This window comes from Paenibacillus sp. Pae15, from assembly GCF_024519685.1.
GTDB lineage: Bacteria > Bacillota > Bacilli > Paenibacillales > NBRC-103111 > Paenibacillus_G > Paenibacillus_G naphthalenovorans.
In genome coordinates, this window is the sequence record NZ_JALJRM010000012.1 from 51,202 (window position 1) to 66,523 (window position 15,322).

The 15,322-nt window shown below is 50.4% G+C and carries 17 protein-coding genes; 6 read left to right on the forward strand and 11 right to left on the reverse strand.

Annotation, left to right across the window (positions count from 1 at the left end; genetic code table 11):
* Window positions 1–48: 48 nt before the first annotated feature.
* The 4 genes from NR121_RS12150 to NR121_RS12165 all read right to left on the reverse strand — a co-directional run bounded on the left by NR121_RS12150 (window position 49) and on the right by NR121_RS12165 (window position 2,656).
* Window positions 49–720, reverse strand: coding sequence for a 3D domain-containing protein (locus tag NR121_RS12150; RefSeq protein WP_054817080.1), 672 nt, complete (start codon window positions 718–720; stop codon window positions 49–51).
* Window positions 721–842: 122 nt separating this feature from the next.
* Window positions 843–1,517 carry a hypothetical protein gene (locus tag NR121_RS12155; protein ID WP_137669851.1) on the reverse strand — a complete coding sequence of 225 codons (675 nt, stop codon included), beginning with the start codon at window positions 1,515–1,517 and terminating at the stop codon, window positions 843–845.
* A 473-nt stretch (window positions 1,518–1,990) separates the two neighbouring features.
* Window positions 1,991–2,362: an iron-sulfur cluster insertion protein ErpA gene (erpA, locus tag NR121_RS12160; protein ID WP_054817078.1), complete on the reverse strand. Its 372-nt coding sequence runs from the start codon at window positions 2,360–2,362 to the stop codon at window positions 1,991–1,993.
* 93 nt (window positions 2,363–2,455) lie between these two features.
* The gene (locus NR121_RS12165; protein WP_054817077.1) at window positions 2,456–2,656 is read right to left on the reverse strand and encodes an aspartyl-phosphate phosphatase Spo0E family protein; all 201 of its coding nucleotides are present in this window, start codon (window positions 2,654–2,656) and stop codon (window positions 2,456–2,458) included.
* 371 nt (window positions 2,657–3,027) lie between these two features.
* On the opposite strand from NR121_RS12165, the gene mqnE reads away from it, so the two are divergent.
* Entirely contained in the window at window positions 3,028–4,131 is a 1,104-nt protein-coding gene (gene mqnE, locus NR121_RS12170; protein WP_062406739.1) for an aminofutalosine synthase MqnE, read from the forward strand.
* Between the two features lie 24 nt (window positions 4,132–4,155).
* Entirely contained in the window at window positions 4,156–5,220 is a 1,065-nt protein-coding gene (locus NR121_RS12175) for an NAD(P)/FAD-dependent oxidoreductase (RefSeq protein ID WP_062406737.1), read from the forward strand.
* A 5-nt stretch (window positions 5,221–5,225) separates the two neighbouring features.
* Here NR121_RS12175 and NR121_RS12180 read toward each other — a convergent pair whose 3' ends face one another.
* On the reverse strand, window positions 5,226–5,480 hold the full coding sequence (locus NR121_RS12180) for a YuzB family protein (RefSeq protein ID WP_062406735.1): 255 nt from the start codon (window positions 5,478–5,480) through the stop codon (window positions 5,226–5,228).
* Between the two features lie 79 nt (window positions 5,481–5,559).
* Between NR121_RS12180 and NR121_RS12185 the strand changes: the two genes are divergently transcribed.
* Window positions 5,560–5,808, forward strand: coding sequence for a NifU family protein (locus NR121_RS12185; RefSeq protein WP_062406733.1), 249 nt, complete (start codon window positions 5,560–5,562; stop codon window positions 5,806–5,808).
* A gap of 66 nt (window positions 5,809–5,874) precedes the next feature.
* Here the strand turns inward: NR121_RS12185 and NR121_RS12190 are convergent, their stop codons facing one another.
* The 5 genes from NR121_RS12190 to NR121_RS12210 all read right to left on the reverse strand — a co-directional run bounded on the left by NR121_RS12190 (window position 5,875) and on the right by NR121_RS12210 (window position 10,822).
* Window positions 5,875–6,669 (reverse strand): SDR family oxidoreductase, encoded by a 795-nt coding sequence (locus NR121_RS12190; protein WP_256831251.1) that lies wholly within the window; start codon window positions 6,667–6,669, stop codon window positions 5,875–5,877.
* 78 nt (window positions 6,670–6,747) lie between these two features.
* On the reverse strand, window positions 6,748–7,443 hold the full coding sequence (locus NR121_RS12195; RefSeq protein WP_054817076.1) for a Cthe_2314 family HEPN domain-containing protein: 696 nt from the start codon (window positions 7,441–7,443) through the stop codon (window positions 6,748–6,750).
* 69 nt (window positions 7,444–7,512) lie between these two features.
* On the reverse strand, window positions 7,513–9,273 hold the full coding sequence (locus tag NR121_RS12200; protein ID WP_062406729.1) for a menaquinone biosynthesis decarboxylase: 1,761 nt from the start codon (window positions 9,271–9,273) through the stop codon (window positions 7,513–7,515).
* 54 nt (window positions 9,274–9,327) lie between these two features.
* The gene (locus tag NR121_RS12205) at window positions 9,328–10,275 is read right to left on the reverse strand and encodes a COX15/CtaA family protein (protein WP_054817075.1); all 948 of its coding nucleotides are present in this window, start codon (window positions 10,273–10,275) and stop codon (window positions 9,328–9,330) included.
* 199 nt (window positions 10,276–10,474) lie between these two features.
* Window positions 10,475–10,822 carry a thioredoxin family protein gene (locus NR121_RS12210; RefSeq protein WP_054817074.1) on the reverse strand — a complete coding sequence of 116 codons (348 nt, stop codon included), beginning with the start codon at window positions 10,820–10,822 and terminating at the stop codon, window positions 10,475–10,477.
* A gap of 199 nt (window positions 10,823–11,021) precedes the next feature.
* Here NR121_RS12210 and NR121_RS12215 point away from each other — a divergent pair, with 199 nt between their 5' ends.
* On the forward strand, window positions 11,022–11,864 hold the full coding sequence (locus NR121_RS12215) for an SPFH domain-containing protein (protein WP_062406725.1): 843 nt from the start codon (window positions 11,022–11,024) through the stop codon (window positions 11,862–11,864).
* 9 nt (window positions 11,865–11,873) lie between these two features.
* On the forward strand, window positions 11,874–12,080 hold the full coding sequence (locus NR121_RS12220; protein WP_054817073.1) for a type II toxin-antitoxin system antitoxin: 207 nt from the start codon (window positions 11,874–11,876) through the stop codon (window positions 12,078–12,080).
* A gap of 244 nt (window positions 12,081–12,324) precedes the next feature.
* On the opposite strand, the gene NR121_RS12225 is transcribed toward NR121_RS12220, so the two are convergent.
* Complete coding sequence (locus tag NR121_RS12225) at window positions 12,325–13,923, reverse strand: copper amine oxidase N-terminal domain-containing protein (protein WP_062406723.1); 1,599 nt, start codon at window positions 13,921–13,923, stop codon at window positions 12,325–12,327.
* A gap of 124 nt (window positions 13,924–14,047) precedes the next feature.
* On the opposite strand from NR121_RS12225, the gene NR121_RS12230 reads away from it, so the two are divergent.
* On the forward strand, window positions 14,048–15,322 hold the full coding sequence (locus tag NR121_RS12230; protein ID WP_256831252.1) for a DUF2515 domain-containing protein: 1,275 nt from the start codon (window positions 14,048–14,050) through the stop codon (window positions 15,320–15,322).

A 15,322-nucleotide genomic window follows, 5' to 3' on the forward strand; every position in this document is an offset into this window, starting at 1 on the left:
CCTACATCCGATATTGTGGATGCACCGGAAGGGTTTTATGATGGAAACTTAATACAGCAGCTCATTTTTTAATTGGTTCCAAAGGGACTGATTTATTTTCCCGCTGCCCTTTTTGACCACAAACACATTCAGCTTCTTTTTGCCCCACTCCTGATAGACCTGATCTTTGGTTTCAAAGTACAAATCGATCCGGTTACCTTTAATCGCGCTGCCCGTATCCGCTACAATTCCGTAGCCATAGCCGGGAATGTAGAGAACCGTACCAATGGGGAATACTTTCGGGTCTGCGGCAATGGTCGAAAAAGATTGTACGTCGCGGGCAACCATCATACCTGAATACGTAACGCCATACTCCGGATGTCCCGGACTCTTTCCGGTGGATTCCTTACCCGCGAAGTAACCTGTTGCGGTCACTTCCACAGCCGTATATTTCGATAAATCCTGCCCCGGATGCGGGAAAAACTTGTAATTACGAGCTTGCTTACCCTGTCCCGATTGGGTTGAAACGGGCTTGGTTTCTCCTTTAGGGCTTTCCAAGGTTACAGCCGTTTGGCTAAAACCGGAAACCGGAATCGGAATGTTACTGGCCTGAACGGGTGTAAAGCTTGTGCTGCGTAATGCTGCAGCTTGCCTTTGTTCTTGTCCAAACCATACCAATACGGACAGCATCAGCGTGATGAAACAAATCCATTTGGCATGGCTTGCGGTTTTCGTTAACATATCTGTTGTTAAACCTCCCCTTAATATAGGAGGCTATCCATATCTGAACCAATCTATACATAGGACAAATAGATCGCTATACAAAAAAACCCGAAAGGCCCTCCATACGCCGGATCTATGTATTATTCCTGAACAATACTTTCTTTTACCTGACCATCCTCGAAAACCCGGTACTCATAGATTTTGCCGTCCTTCAGGTAAAGGAAAGAATAATGATTCACGGTTTTTTCTTCAGACCAGTCCACAAACAACTGAATGGTAACCGACCCGTTTATCAAACCATCCATATCGATGGAATCCATTTCCCCCTGATAATTGTACCCCTGCTTTGTTCCTATATCATAACGCCACATCTTATTGCCTTCCATAGCATTGGTTACTTCGGTGTAGGTTGAGCCCAGCAGCTTTTTCACTTCATCTTGGGACATGTTCATTTTCAGATTCTGCTTAATGTAATCCACATCGATCTTGCGGTCCGTGCTGGCAGCTTTCTTCGGGCTCGGTTGGGAAGCTGCACCCGCGCCAGACGGTTTGGTTTCTGTACCCTTAGCCGGCGGCGTGCCCACAGATGGGCTTGCTTTACCGGTATCGGCGTTTTTGTGCTCGGTACCCGCTTCAGGCTGTTGACTCACCGGAGGAGCCACCGTGCCAGCGTCAGCGTTTTTTTGTTCAGTGCCGGCAGAAGGCTTCGTACTAGAGGGGACAGCGGACTCGCCTTCCCTGGAGCTTTTCTCCCCGCAGCCGCTTGCGAGTACAATAGCAACCGCGATCATCAATAGAACCATCGATTTTTTCATTCATTTCCTCCTCGTATTTCTGCAAAACATGATGTACTCTTCACAATTATTAACGCGGAAACCATCCGAAAGTTGCATTTTAGATTCGCTAGTTCTTATACAAGCCCGCACTTATGCGCCGGATTGGATACGGTCGGGCGGATGCAGACGAGCGGGACCGTTTTGATTCGGTGGTTTTCATTTAAAATGAATTCAATGAACTATTTTTATCTGAACTAAAAAAACGTTGTCCTCATGCAATCATTCAAGAACATTAACATAGCCTTTGAAATACGCCACTCTCCGGAATTACGGAACCAAAGTCCTGTTAGGAACTCGCCTCTCACATTTCTTTAGCGTCATAATAAAAAACCTCCTGACCGATGCTCACGTATGAACATCTGTCAGGAGGACGCTATCTTCAACCCTGAAACGCCGACTTTGGGGTCGTTAACGTTCGCTATCCGGGGTTGTTAATCAATTAAGTATCTATATTAAACCTCGACTTTATCGTCGCATTTCTCGGGAGTCCCCTCTTCATCCTTCATTTTGAAGGAAGAACCGCACCCGCAGGTAGCAACAGCATTCGGGTTGTGAATAGTGAAACCGCCGCCCATGCCTGCGTCCTGGTAATCAATCTCGACGCCGTAGAGGTATTTGGCGCTGTCCGGGTCTACGACTACCTTGAGACCGTTAATATCCAAAACCTTATCGTCCTGCTGCTGGGTATCGTCAAATCCCATACCATAGGAGAAGCCGCTGCAGCCGCCAGACTTTACGCCGATACGAAGGAACAAATTCGCAGCTTCCTCCGCCGCCAGCATTTCCTTAATTTTATCGCAAGCACTTTCGCTAATGGTAATCATAATCCGTTGCCTCCCTTACATTTAAAATGTGGTCCTGCTTAAAGTATACTCCTTCCGGGCTCTTACCTCAAGGGCGCGTGATTTGCGTTTTATCTACAAAGATGGAGCTTTAGCCGCGGGGCCGAGTTTTATATGATGATAACGCAGCAATAATTCATCCAACTGCTGACTGCACCTCTGCACTTCCGGATGCAGCAAACCGAATTGAACGCCTAAGCTGACCATTCGCCCGCGAACCTCTTCTATTTCACTGGTGATAGCTGATTGTTTATCGGGACAACTCGAAACTAACACGATCGTTACACCGCCCTAAACTAGTTCTACAATGAAAAAGTATATTATATTTGGAAAGAAAAGAAAATAGGCAATGTATACATTATGCATAATTATATTAATTATTTTTATTAACGATCTTTCATAATCGATTTTGATAAACATCCACCGAATGCGTTTTTCACCGAATCATATATTGCCCAGCTTGTTCAGTAGGTTTATAATGAGAAGGATTGATGGTTGATTCCAGTCATCAAGAAGACTTCATAATATAAGGTTTTGCCGTACAGTCTTCTTCACTTGTGACAATATTCACGGACTCACGGACGTTAAAAAATCGCGTCCCAGGCTCTCCGGCCGGGGGCGCCTAAACAGTTTACGGAGGTGCAACAATGAGCATCACGACAAATTACGGGCAGCGTATGGCTGAAATCGCCGAAAAAGTGGAACACGGAGAGCGCCTATCCTTGGAGGAAGGCGTATACTTATACGAATCCGATGATTTGCTCGCCATAGGTCAAATGGCCAATAAGGTCAACCTGCGCAAGAACGGGAAAAAGGTTTATTTCGTCGATAATATGAGTCTTTACTTTACTAACGTATGCGAAGAGCATTGCGCTTTCTGTCATTTCCGCCGCGATGAAGGACAGGAAGGAGCCTATACGTTAACGCCGGAGCAGATGTTTGAATATATCGATCAGCACATTCATCCGGGTCTCCGCGAGTTTCACATCACCGGAGGGCATAACCCGAACGTGCCGTTCCAATACTATGTGGACAGCATCCGCGCGTTGAAAGAGCGTTATCCGAATGTAACCATTAAAGCTCATACCGCTGCAGAAATCGAGTTTTTTTCACGGCTTAGCGGGTTAAGCTATAAAGAAGTGCTGCAGACGCTCATCGATGCGGGATTAGATACAATGCCCGGAGGAGGCGCGGAAATTTTATCCGAGCGGTACCGCAAAAAAATGCACCTGGTCGACAAAGCCTCGACGGAACAGTGGCTCGAAGTTCACCGTACGGCGCATCAGCTCGGAATGAAGACGCATGCCACGATGCTGTTCGGATCGATTGAGACGTACGAGGAGCGTATCCGTCACTTGATATACCTGCGTGAGCTGCAGGATGAAACCGGAGGTTTTATGGTATTCATTCCGAATGCTGTGCAGCCGGCCAGTGTCAGTGCAGGTTTGAAAAAACGGGTGTCCGCATACGACAATCTGAAGACGATTGCGATCAGCCGTTTGATGCTGGATAATATCCAGCATGTCAAAGCCTACTTTATCAATCTCGGTACACAGCTTACTCAACTCGCCTTCACTTTCGGGGCATCCGACGCTCACGGAACGATTATCCAGGAGCGGATCAGCCATTCGGCCGGTGCGCTTTCGCCTGAAGGCATGACCCGCGATGAGCTGGTATGGCTGATTAAAGGCGCGGGACGCATTCCTGTAGAGCGGGATACTTTTTATAATGAGATCAAGGTTTATAACTAGGTCATAGAAAGGGTTTGCCATTGTATGAAAAAACTTGTGATTTTGGGCGGAGGCTATGGTGGATTAACCGTAGCCAAAGAACTGCTCAGTAAGGAATTGCCGTCGGACACCGTCATGATTCTGGTGGACCGGATGCCTTATCAAGGGCTCAAAACGGAGTATTACGCACTGGCAGCAGGGACGGTATCGGATTGGGACATTCGGGTGCAGTTCCCGGTCGACCCCCGGCTTATTTTAAAATACGGAGAAGTGGTCTCTGTCCTGCCGGAGCAAAAGGAAGTCCGTTTTGCAAACGATGAGACGTTGTCCTACGATTGGCTGGTCATAGCCCTCGGCTGTGTTGATCGTTATCATGGCATTCCGGGTGCCGAAGAATTCTCACATAGTATCCAGACGCTGTCCTCCACCCGGAAAACGTATCAGAACGTTAACGACATAGCGCCTTATGGCCAGGTGACCATCGTCGGCGGCGGCCTCAGCGGTGTTGAAGTCGCTGCGGAGCTTCGTGAAAGCCGGCCCGATATGAACATCCGAATTCTGGATCGAGGTGCCAGCATTCTGTCTCCGTTTCCGGGCAAGCTGCAGAGGTATGTCCGCGACTGGATGCTCGAGCATGACATTGAGCTGCGTTCGCACATCTCTCTCGCCCGTTTGGAAGGCGGCATGCTGTACAACCAGCAGGAAATCATTTACACCGACATGACAATATGGACTGCCGGCATTCAACCGAGCCCGATCGTGCAGAACTTGAATCTGCCCAAAGATGCACAAGGTCGTCTCATCATCAACGAATACCACCAGCTTCCGGATTATAACGATATCTTCGTCGTTGGCGACTGCGCCGCCCTTCCGTTCTCCCCCAGCGGTCAGGCTGCGGAGGCCCAAGGAGAGCAAGTGGCTCATGTCCTTCAAGCGATATGGAAAAACGAAACTCCCCGGCTCGGCAAAATCAAGCTCAAAGGAGTTCTCGGATCGCTGGGAAAAAAAGCGGGGTTTGGCCTGATGGGCAAGCGGACCGTCATGCTTGGAAAGGTGCCCCGCGCTATAAAGTCCGGGGTGCTTTGGATGTCCAAGAGACATTTCGGATAACCGGATTACTCACCCAGGAGATCGAACATGGCTTCGATCTCTTTTATTTTATCCTTGATAGCCGCCTCCAGTTCATCGGCCGTTGAAGCGGCGACAATCTCGCCGTTAACCAACGCAAACGGCAAAACGTAGCATTCCCCGCAATTGCCCAGGCAGCCATATTCAATCACATCGTAATCGGCGTTCTGTTCCAGTTTTTTGAACAGCTTGTCTGTGCCGTGATGCATATTATTTGTACAAAATTCAATAATAGGTCTCATAGGAAGGTAACACCGCCTTGCAGCCATTTTCATTTTTCGTTGATTGTAATATAATAAGGTAAGAAGGGAGATGATGCAAATGAGCGAAAGTACTCAACAAAGTACGGTGTACGATGAAGTGCTTGAGGTTCTAGATAAACTGCGTCCGTTTCTTCAGCGCGACGGAGGCGACGTGGAACTTGTTGATGTGGAGGACGGCGTCGTTAAACTGAAGCTCATGGGTGCTTGCGGCAGCTGCCCAAGCTCGACCATTACTCTGAAGGCCGGTATCGAACGCGCCCTCCTGGAGGAAGTGGAAGGCATAGAGGAAGTCGTACAAGTATTCTAACGGCTTGATTCCCATTCAGGCACAATAATGCAAGCATAAAGCCCTGAATCCCGCAGTATGCGGGTTTCAGGGCTTTTTTGCCGTGCCGTTGCCGGTAATCGCGCGAATCGGATCCAAGCCTCCGGAAATGTCCATGATGTTGCCCGTAATGAAATCAGAACGATCCTCGCACAAAAAACGGATCACGCGGGCGATATCTTCTCCGGTTCCCGGCCTGCCGCGCGGAGATTCGTCATCATGGATGTGCTCAACCTCGCGGATCGTACGTTCCTTGTTGTCTCCAACGATATCGCCGGGACAAATCATATTAACCGTAATGCCGCTTGCCGCCTCTTCGACAGCCAATGTCTTGGTAAATGAGACCAGACCTACCTTCGCCGCGGCGTATACGGCCCGATGGGGCCAACCGCGTGCTTCCGCCGCATGACCGAAACCAAAATGGATAATGCGGCCCCACTGTTTGTTTCGCATCATAGGGATGACCAAATGGTCCAGATGCATGACTCCAAGCAAGTTGCCCTGCATCAAATCGAGTATTTCCTGAGTCTTGTAATCGCGAAACAGCCTTCGTTCGCGAATGAACGGCCCCGCATTATTAATGAGAATGTCAATCGACCCAAAGCGGCGTACGGCCTCGTCCACGAGGCGCTCCCGATCCTCCCCCCGGGCTACGTTGGCTTGAATAGCTTCGCATTTTACGCCCTTTTGGCGGATTCGCCCACAGAGTTCTTCGGCCTCTTGCTTACTGTTCACATAATTGACAATGATATCCAACCCTTGATCGGCCAGCAGGAGTGCGGTCATTTTGCCGAGCCCTTTGGCGCTTCCGGTGATGAGTGCGGTTTTCCGCTGCTGCTCCATGCTCTCGGTTCCTCCCGGCTTCATCTAACTTACCTTGCTATATCAAAGTATAGTGGATGCCGGAATTCGATTCAACTCTTAAGAACGGCGGTGCAGATAACGAAATACCTCCGCTGCCGCACGAAACGTCATTTGGCACCCTTGCTCCAAATCTTGAAGATTTTGCTGTATGTCTTCGGTCCCTATCCTTATCTGTTCGCCATATTTCGCTTCGGCCGCTTTCATCAGGTCATCCAGCAAATCCGCATTTATGGTGTGTATTTCCATGTTCCGCTGGTTGCGCAACCGGTTAAGCGGTTCATTATATTTGATTTTGAGCTCATAAAGCTGCTGTTCCAAATCTGAAAACCGCTTGTCCTTGTGCATATGGCGAAGCACGGTAAAGTAAGAAAAGCGTGATTTGACCCTTTCCGTGTGCAAAGAGAACCTCTCGTTCATGAAATGCCCCAACTTGTCCAAAACCGCAAATACACGGATCAAAGCATTGTTATAATAATATAAGTGCCGATGGTAATCATCAAGCTCCTCGGCGGACATCTGATCGGTGTATTTTTTGCTTACCTTGCGGCCAAACCGAACGGCTGCGAATTGACTTTGCTCCAAATCGTCCAACGTACGTAGGAAGCTTTGGCACCAGATGATGTACCGCCGCTCCTGTGACGACTGCCGGGAGGCAGACGTCAATGTGTACATGTATTTACGAATCGCTTGAATGGCTTCCAGCAGCAGGCCTGCGTCTTTGCGCGGCGGCTCGCCGAACATCGCTCTTAGCATAACAAATCTCCGTATATATGTGAATTTGGTCTGGTCAAGTATTACCGGGTACGTGCCGATCTATGATTTTCAGGAAAAATATTCTTTCCACCGCCGGTCCACCAGTTCCACGATATCTTCGCGCGGGAACAACTCATCAGGATACCCGGGCTTCATGCGGGCGTCGATGACAAGCGGCAGTCGATAGCCGATGTGATGGCGGTTAACCTGCGTATGAGCATAAATATCTCCCGCCGGGTTAAAGCGCGTAAATACGGTCCAAAGGAATGCGGTTTGATCTTTAACGAAGGAGGTGTCGTCCGCGAGGATGACAAGCGGCCAATCGCCAAGACGGTCTCCCGCTTGTTCCACAAGGTGCTGAGGCAGAAGCGGATCCTCCTCATAAGCCGCTCCCGAAACCACCAGACATCCCCGGCAGTAGACGGCCAGGGAACGGATCCCCGGCAGCTCTCCGCCATCGTATACGGCCGGCAGCTGACGCTGAGGCTCGCCAACGCCAAGCAGCACGGCTTTGCTCCCATGATTCAAGCGGTCACCCGTATAGTCCAGCGTATCATGCGACGTATGGTCGAAGATGAACAGATCGCGAAGCGGATCAAACCTCTCCAGTACCGTCTCCAGCAGCTTGGGAAAGCGCTCCAGCTCTACATGTTGATCCGTAACGATCAAAAACTTCGTCAGCGTCAGCTGGCCTTCGCCCAGGATACGAAACGCGGTGCCCAGCGCCTCGCGGCTGTAGCTGTCGCGGACGATGGCCGCAGCGAGCGGATGAAACCCGGTTTCGGCATAAGTCCACAAATCCTTGACTCCCGGCATGGCCATTGGAAAGGCCGGCGACAGCAAACGCTGTAAAAATTCACCGAGATAGTAATCCTCCTGACGCGGCTTTCCGACAATCGTAGCGGGGTAGATGGCATCTTTACGGTGCCACATATGACTGACCTCAAAAACCGGAAAATCATGCGTGAGCGAGTAGTACCCGTAATGATCGCCGAACGGTCCCTCGGGACGACGCAGATACGGCGCCACGGAACCGCTGATGGCGAATTCGGCTTCCGCGACCAATCGATGGCCGCCATGCGGATTTTGCACCATCGGAAGCTTTTGTCCTACGATGAGCGATGTCAGCAGAAGCTCCGGAAGATGCTCGGGCACCGGAGCAATGGCCGATGCTATCAAGGCCGGCGGCCCCCCCAAAAATACGGTGACCGGAAGCGCCTCGCCGCGCTTTTCCGCCTCATGGTAGTGAAAGCCTCCGCCTTTATGAATTTGCCAGTGCATCCCCGTCGTCTTGGCGTCATACACCTGCATACGGTACATCCCCAGGTTATGATGCCCATTTTCCGGATGCTCCGTGTAAACGAGCGGCAGCGTCACGAACGGGCCGCCATCCTCCTGCCAGCTGGTCAGAACGGGCAGGCCGTCCAAAGGCGAATCGGTTTTGCATTGCTGCAGGATCGGCGCCGAATCCGGAGATACATTTTTGATTCCGATTTTGAGCAGATCCACAATCAACTGGCGCTGCTGCCACAGCGCCTTCGGTGTAGGCGGTACAAGCGTGTCCACCGCGCCGACAATCTGCTTCATCAGCTGCTCCGGCCGCGGGCCGAAAGCCAGATCGACACGCCGGCTCGTACCGAATAAATTCGTTACGACAGGAAAAGACGCTCCCTTCACATTCGTAAAGAGCAGGGCAGGGCCACCCTCGTCGATGACCCTTCTGTGTATTTCAGCCAGCTCCAAATAGGGATCCACGGGTGCAGAAATCACTTGCAGCTCATTTTCCTTACGAAGCGCTTCCAGAAAGGAACGCAAATTATCAAACCTCATATTCAGTATTTCTCCCTTCTATATAGCGGTAACAGCTCAAAATGAACAGAAGGCTTACGGCAGCCTTGGAGCCGCGTAAGCCTGCACTTCCCTGTCATCGGCCGTCTGCATAGAGATGATGGCCAAATAACACAGGATACCGAATAAACATGAGATCAAAAGCGCATGCAGCAAGCTGGCCACCAAAAACATGTCGTACCCAATGGTAAGCGTGACGAAGCCGCCGCTTAAAATTTGGAAAAATACCAGAACAAGAGACCATAGTGCCGCTTGATAAACACTGCTTCCCGGTTTTGCCTGATTCCGGATCATCAGGAACACGGCGAGAATGGCCAGACCCAGGAGCGCAGCAGCCAACCTGTGAGTAAATACAACTCCGGTTCCCCCTGTCATCTCGGGGATCACCTGGCCGTTACACAGCGGCCAACCGATACAGCCGCCGATCGATTCGGTATGGCGCACGAAAGCGCCCAGATAAACGACGACATAACTATACAGCAGGACTCCCCATATCGAAAGCCTCGCTCCACGCGACAACCGCGTTCCGTCCCCGCGGATCAACGCTTCGCCGAACTTCGTAAATACCAAATACAGCAGTAAAGTGAAGGCAAAGGACAAAAGCGAAAATCCGAAGTGCAGAGCCATGACCAGAGCGGATTGTGGCCATAAGACCGCAAACGCGCCCAGAATCGCCTGAAGCACCGTAAAAAACATCGCTCCGCCAACAAACCATTTTGCATCTTTGCGCTGGCTGTATAAAAACACCAGAATCGTCGTTGCAAGCAGAATGATTCCAACCACACCTACAACGAAGCGATGGCTGTATTCAATAAGCGACTCGATCGTATAAGCCGGTACGAAGCGTCCGTTACAAAGCGGCCAATCGTCCCCGCAGCCCCGTCCGGATTCTGTCTTGGTCACAAGCGCCCCCATCAACAGAATCAGAAACATGCCGAGCATGCTTGCAAGGGAAAGCCGCTTAAGCCATCGTTGTATATTCATTCGCTCTTCACACCCGCTTCTTCGTAAAATCCGACAATAATAGACAAGCCCTAATGTTCCAAATTACATTATAGCGATAAATGGGGATCAAATCCATGTGGAAATGTTACAAAGCAATGAAAGAAGCAAGCCAACGTCTGATGAAATGAACCGGAGAATAAAAAAACTTCCGGAGATGAATTCTCCGGAAGGATGAAACTTATGATTTCTGCAGTTCGTTCGCAACGTCAACGGCGCGATCCAGAAACTGCTCAATTTCTTCCCGGGTCTTGCGAAGCTTGCTGACAAAACGGATAAGCTCTTTGCCGTCCCGGAATGCGATGAAGCTGGGGATACCTAAAATATTCAGCTCGGAGCAGAGTTCCGGCATCTCATCGCGGTCAATATGAATAAAAGTCAGCCGGTCTTGATAAGCCGCCTCCACTTCAGGCATAAAAGGTTCGATAAAATGGCAGTCCTTGCACCACGTCGCTTTAAATACGGCAATCGTTGGCTTAGAGCCGCCGATAATCTCATTGAATCTTTGTTCAGTTGTAACGTGTTCCATGGAAAACACCGCCTTTGAATGGAAGTGATGAATCTGTTTGTTAACATTATATCACTTATAGCACTCGAAGCGGCTCCTGTCAACTTTCAACAAGACTCGTCATTTTCCATAAAAATGTATTTTACATTTATTCCTAAATGTGATATCATAAAAATATCAAATAAGTATTAAATGAATTTCATCTAAGGAGAGCTGTCTTATGAAAGAAAAAAATGCATGGGTGATTAATGGATTCCTGGGACTGCTGCTGATGCTGGCTGTCGATGCGCTCGGTCTGGTACTCTTGATGAATGAGTACATTCTGCTGGGTATTGTACTGCTCGTTGCATCCGCACCGCTGCTTTCTGCGATTACTGTCGTGCAGCCCAATCAGGCCATGGTGGTCACCTTCTTCGGAAGCTATGCCGGAACCATTCGTAAAAGCGGATTGTGGATGACCGTTCCCTTCTCGGTCCGCAAAAAGGTATCTCTGCGAGTTCGCAACTTCAACAGCGCCAAGCTGAAAGTCAACGATATTGAAGGAAATCCGATCGAAATCGCGGCCGTAGTCGTATTTCGTGTGATCGACTCAGCCAAAGCTACGTTCGACGTAGACAACTACGAGCAATTCGTGGAAATTCAAAGTGAAACGGCCCTGCGCCATGTAGCCAATAAATATCCTTATGATACCTTCGATTCAAACGGCTATTCACTGCGCGGCAACTCTGAAGAAGTGGCCGCAGAGCTCAGCCGCGAGCTGCAGGAACGGCTGTCCGTCGCCGGAGTGGAAGTCATGGAAGCCCGCTTGACTCACCTGGCTTACTCAACGGAGATCGCAAGCGCTATGCTCCAGCGGCAGCAGGCCACCGCTATCATTGCCGCCCGCAGCAAGATCGTGGAAGGCGCCGTAGGCATGGTACAGTTGGCCATCGCCCAGCTGCAGCAGGAAGGCGTTATCGAGCTTGACGAAGAACGCAAAGCGGCCATGATCAACAATCTTCTCGTCGCCATTGTATCCGACCGTTCCGCCAATCCGGTCATTAATACAGGGAGCTTGTACTAAGGGATCACCATGGCCGCGAAAAAAAACTTTCCCCTGCGGCTCGATCCCAAGCTGTATGAAGTGCTGGAACGATGGGCTGCCGATGATTTCCGCAGCGTGAACAGCCATATCGAGTATTTGCTGCGTGAAGCGGCTGTCCGCGCAGGGCGGCTGCCCTCTTCCCGTTCTGCCGTTCGCAAGCCGCAGGAACCCGATCGCATGACGGAGGAGAACTAGTACGATAAAAGAAAAAGAATTCATGCCCAAGAAAGCCCCTATCTGTCCCAGGCGGAGTCAGATAGGGGCTCTGTTTTTACAGTTCAAAATTAGCGGACTTGGCGAATAGTAATTTGAATCATGCGCATAGTAACAACAAGGGCTGCCAAATCTTGCATCTACTGCGGCAATACGCTTGCTCCGGCAAAAAAAACCGCATCAATGCGCCTGTAAGGCGCATCGACACGGCTTAATCCATTCGTGTTTAGTCACGGGTAATCGAGACCATCTGGCTGTCTTGATCCCAGTTGACTTCAGCTCCCATACTTTCAGAGACAAAGCGTACAGGAATATAGGTGACATTGTCGACCAGCACGGCCGCTTTCTCCAACTGTTTGGCTTGCCCGTTTACCGTTGCTTCCTTGCTATCGATGGTAAGCAGGATTACTGTTCCGTTGAGATGATCCGTCACCTTCACTTGACGGGCCGCGGCGTCCCATTCCACGTCGGCATCCAGTCTTTCCGCAACGAAACGCGCCGGCACCATAACCGTTCCTTGATCGTTAAAAGGCTTGATGCTGAGGAACGGGTCGACTTCTTCATTGATGAACAATTGGATGTCTTTTTTCGTTACCTGCAAATCGTTCTTCAAGAGCTTATACAGCTGAGAATTCGGATCCAGGGAGGCAACGATTTTGCTCGGTGTGACCCGTGTTTCGTTGCCGTTCAATTCAATCACACCGCCGGTCGTATGGATTTGATTGATGGCCACCGGTTGGTTGATGTTCCACGTTTCAGCCGTTGAAGTGACTTTAATGCTCTTCAGTCCGCCTTCCAATCCTTGCGGCAGCGTCAGCAGCAATTCGGAAGCCGATTTGCGGGTCATCAGATCTTCATCGACATACATATCCATTTTGAACACTTGATTTCCGTTCAGCCACTCCTTGGCCTTGGCTCCCGCCTCGGAGGCAAACAGCGCTTCAACGGATTGATCGTAATCTGCCAGCAGCTGCTCCAGATTCGTTTTGATGAAGGTATGAATGAATTCGACAGCAAGCGTTTTGTTATTTAAATAAGGTGTGATCGCAGCGGCCGTCGGATCATTTGGTTCCGTGCCGATTTCCTGCATCATTTGTTTCACAAAAGGGACATACAGATCATACAGCGTACCGATGAATTCTTTTAAACCCTGCTCATCCGCCAGTACGTTCGTCAAAAATCCTTTGACCAGTCCGACCAGCTCTTTGCCGTAAATCTCGGCATGCACCTTTTGCAGGTTCAGGCTTTCACCGTTCACGGTTTCATTGACTTCCTCAACGGTAATCGTGTTCGGATTCGGAAGGTTGCGGGAGAAGAACGTTCCGAATGAAGGCATCGCATCGACAGCCTTCTCCGTCAGCTGCTGAAGCTGTTTTTGCAGCTCGTCGGAAAGAGGGATCGGATCGCCCGCCGGGTTCCAGGTTGAAGCATCATTACGGATCAGCAGCGGCTTCTTGGCGCCTTCGATTTGAATGATGTAATACGTGTTAGTCATCACCATTTCGAAGGGAATGCTCCCGCCGGAATAACCAAACGTTCCTTTCATGGATGCATTGAGAGGATCCTTCGCCTTATATTCGGTGATATCCAGTGTAATTTTGCTGAACAAGTCAAATATTCGCTTGTCCTCAGGGGACAGCACGGCCGATGGATCAGCCGTCAGCTCAACGGTCAGGGATTGTTTGCCCTCTGCCGATTTGACGGCAAAGGTGTTCGCGAGCGCCTTGCTGATATCGACGTTCGCCACCGGTTGACAGCCTGCGAGGATAGCAAGCACACCGATCATCATGAGAATGAGTGCGGAATTCCAGCGTTTCTTTTTCATTTGTGCCTCCTGAATTAAGGATGATTTATATTACAGCCTACAGAGTTATACGAAAATAGGGGATGAATGTTGCACTTTTTTTCAAAAAAAGGTTAGTCATTCTGACAACGGGAGGAAAAACGGAATGAACGGAGGACCCTATCGCTGGAGCGGTTTGGACCTGCTTCATAAAATCGCCGATGTCCCCCAGGAGGCCTGGCAATGGCTAAAAGCCAAAGCCCGCCTGCCCGCGCATGAAAAAAAGCTGCTCATCGCAGCTCACCGGATGGAAGTCGAAACCGCCTCCGTCGAGGCGTTGAGTAAACGTCTGCACCGGAGGCTGGACGTGGGCCCGGCTGGGGGCGCCATCACTCTTGCTCCGCAGGACAGGGAGCTTCTAGAGCGAATTGAACGGGAGCGCGACGTACACAACCGGAACAATGTGACCCGCACCGCCGCTTATTTGAATATGTACCGGGAGCACCCTGAGCTTCATTGGGCTTTGCTCGCTCATATGGTTTCGCGAAACGGCGGCTGGTACATGACCGATCTGCAGGGCGAGCTCATGCCGCTGCTGCTCGACGGGAACCAGCGGCAGGCGGTATTCGCCTTTCTCGAGCGGGCCAATGCGCTCATTTTTAGAGATGCTTACGCCCAGCTGCTTCTCTACCGGGCAAGCTTGCAGTGCCAATCGCCCCTCTTCTATCTGCTCCCTCTTTTAGGGGTCTCTTCCTTCATGCGTCCGGTCTGGGAGCTCTTTTGGGAACGCAAAGATTCCGTTGCGTTAACCATTGGTTTAATCGTTAACGAACAGAATCACATTGAACAACGAGTTGTCCAAAATCCCGTATTCCGCCATTCGGTCATCGAAACGCTGTTTTTCCAGGCCCAGTCGCTGCTGCAGCTTAATCAGATCGTTTTCCCTTATCTCCATAACGGCCGGATTCGTATGGCCGGATTAATACTGGAGAATTACAGCAGCCTGCAGGAACGAATTGAAGTTGGAAAAAAGCTGTATGCCATTTTGTTCGGCATACCTGTCGTTTCTAAGGGTGCCAGGGAATTTGCCTTTTCCACGAGTCATTCCGGATCCAGAGCGGATTATTGGCCTCATCTGTTTACCTGGACCCGCAAGCAGCCGCCTGTGCCTCGCGGCCAGGTGAAGGAGCGGCTGAACGGCTGCAAGCTTCGGCCTGGAGCCGTTCAGCTGTATAGTCCGAAGCTCACCGACAGTTGGAAGGATTGTCCTTTATCTCCGCCGGAGCCTGGCGACTGGTTCCAAAATATGGAGACCATGTGGCACTTCACATCAATTGAAGCGCCGATCTCCTTTGAGATGACCCAGGAATACTGCTCGGGACTGAACAAGATTGAGCTGGCTGTTCTGGCCGGCGGTCTGCTTGTATCCTCCTCCGAATGA

Bases quoted from the DNA above. Each gene is read 5' to 3' on its own strand.
- NR121_RS12150 (WP_054817080.1), bottom strand. From the start codon at position 720: ATGTTAACGAAAACCGCAAGCCATGCCAAATGGATTTGTTTCATCACG.
- NR121_RS12155 (WP_137669851.1), bottom strand. From the start codon at position 1,517: ATGAAAAAATCGATGGTTCTATTGATGATCGCGGTTGCTATTGTACTC.
- erpA (WP_054817078.1), bottom strand. From the start codon at position 2,362: ATGATTACCATTAGCGAAAGTGCTTGCGATAAAATTAAGGAAATGCTG.
- mqnE (WP_062406739.1), top strand. From the start codon at position 3,028: ATGAGCATCACGACAAATTACGGGCAGCGTATGGCTGAAATCGCCGAA.
- NR121_RS12175 (WP_062406737.1), top strand. From the start codon at position 4,156: ATGAAAAAACTTGTGATTTTGGGCGGAGGCTATGGTGGATTAACCGTA.
- NR121_RS12180 (WP_062406735.1), bottom strand. From the start codon at position 5,480: ATGAGACCTATTATTGAATTTTGTACAAATAATATGCATCACGGCACA.
- NR121_RS12185 (WP_062406733.1), top strand. From the start codon at position 5,560: ATGAGCGAAAGTACTCAACAAAGTACGGTGTACGATGAAGTGCTTGAG.
- NR121_RS12190 (WP_256831251.1), bottom strand. From the start codon at position 6,669: ATGGAGCAGCAGCGGAAAACCGCACTCATCACCGGAAGCGCCAAAGGG.
- NR121_RS12195 (WP_054817076.1), bottom strand. From the start codon at position 7,443: ATGCTAAGAGCGATGTTCGGCGAGCCGCCGCGCAAAGACGCAGGCCTG.
- NR121_RS12200 (WP_062406729.1), bottom strand. From the start codon at position 9,273: ATGAGGTTTGATAATTTGCGTTCCTTTCTGGAAGCGCTTCGTAAGGAA.
- NR121_RS12205 (WP_054817075.1), bottom strand. From the start codon at position 10,275: ATGAATATACAACGATGGCTTAAGCGGCTTTCCCTTGCAAGCATGCTC.
- NR121_RS12210 (WP_054817074.1), bottom strand. From the start codon at position 10,822: ATGGAACACGTTACAACTGAACAAAGATTCAATGAGATTATCGGCGGC.
- NR121_RS12215 (WP_062406725.1), top strand. From the start codon at position 11,022: ATGAAAGAAAAAAATGCATGGGTGATTAATGGATTCCTGGGACTGCTG.
- NR121_RS12220 (WP_054817073.1), top strand. From the start codon at position 11,874: ATGGCCGCGAAAAAAAACTTTCCCCTGCGGCTCGATCCCAAGCTGTAT.
- NR121_RS12225 (WP_062406723.1), bottom strand. From the start codon at position 13,923: ATGAAAAAGAAACGCTGGAATTCCGCACTCATTCTCATGATGATCGGT.
- NR121_RS12230 (WP_256831252.1), top strand. From the start codon at position 14,048: ATGAACGGAGGACCCTATCGCTGGAGCGGTTTGGACCTGCTTCATAAA.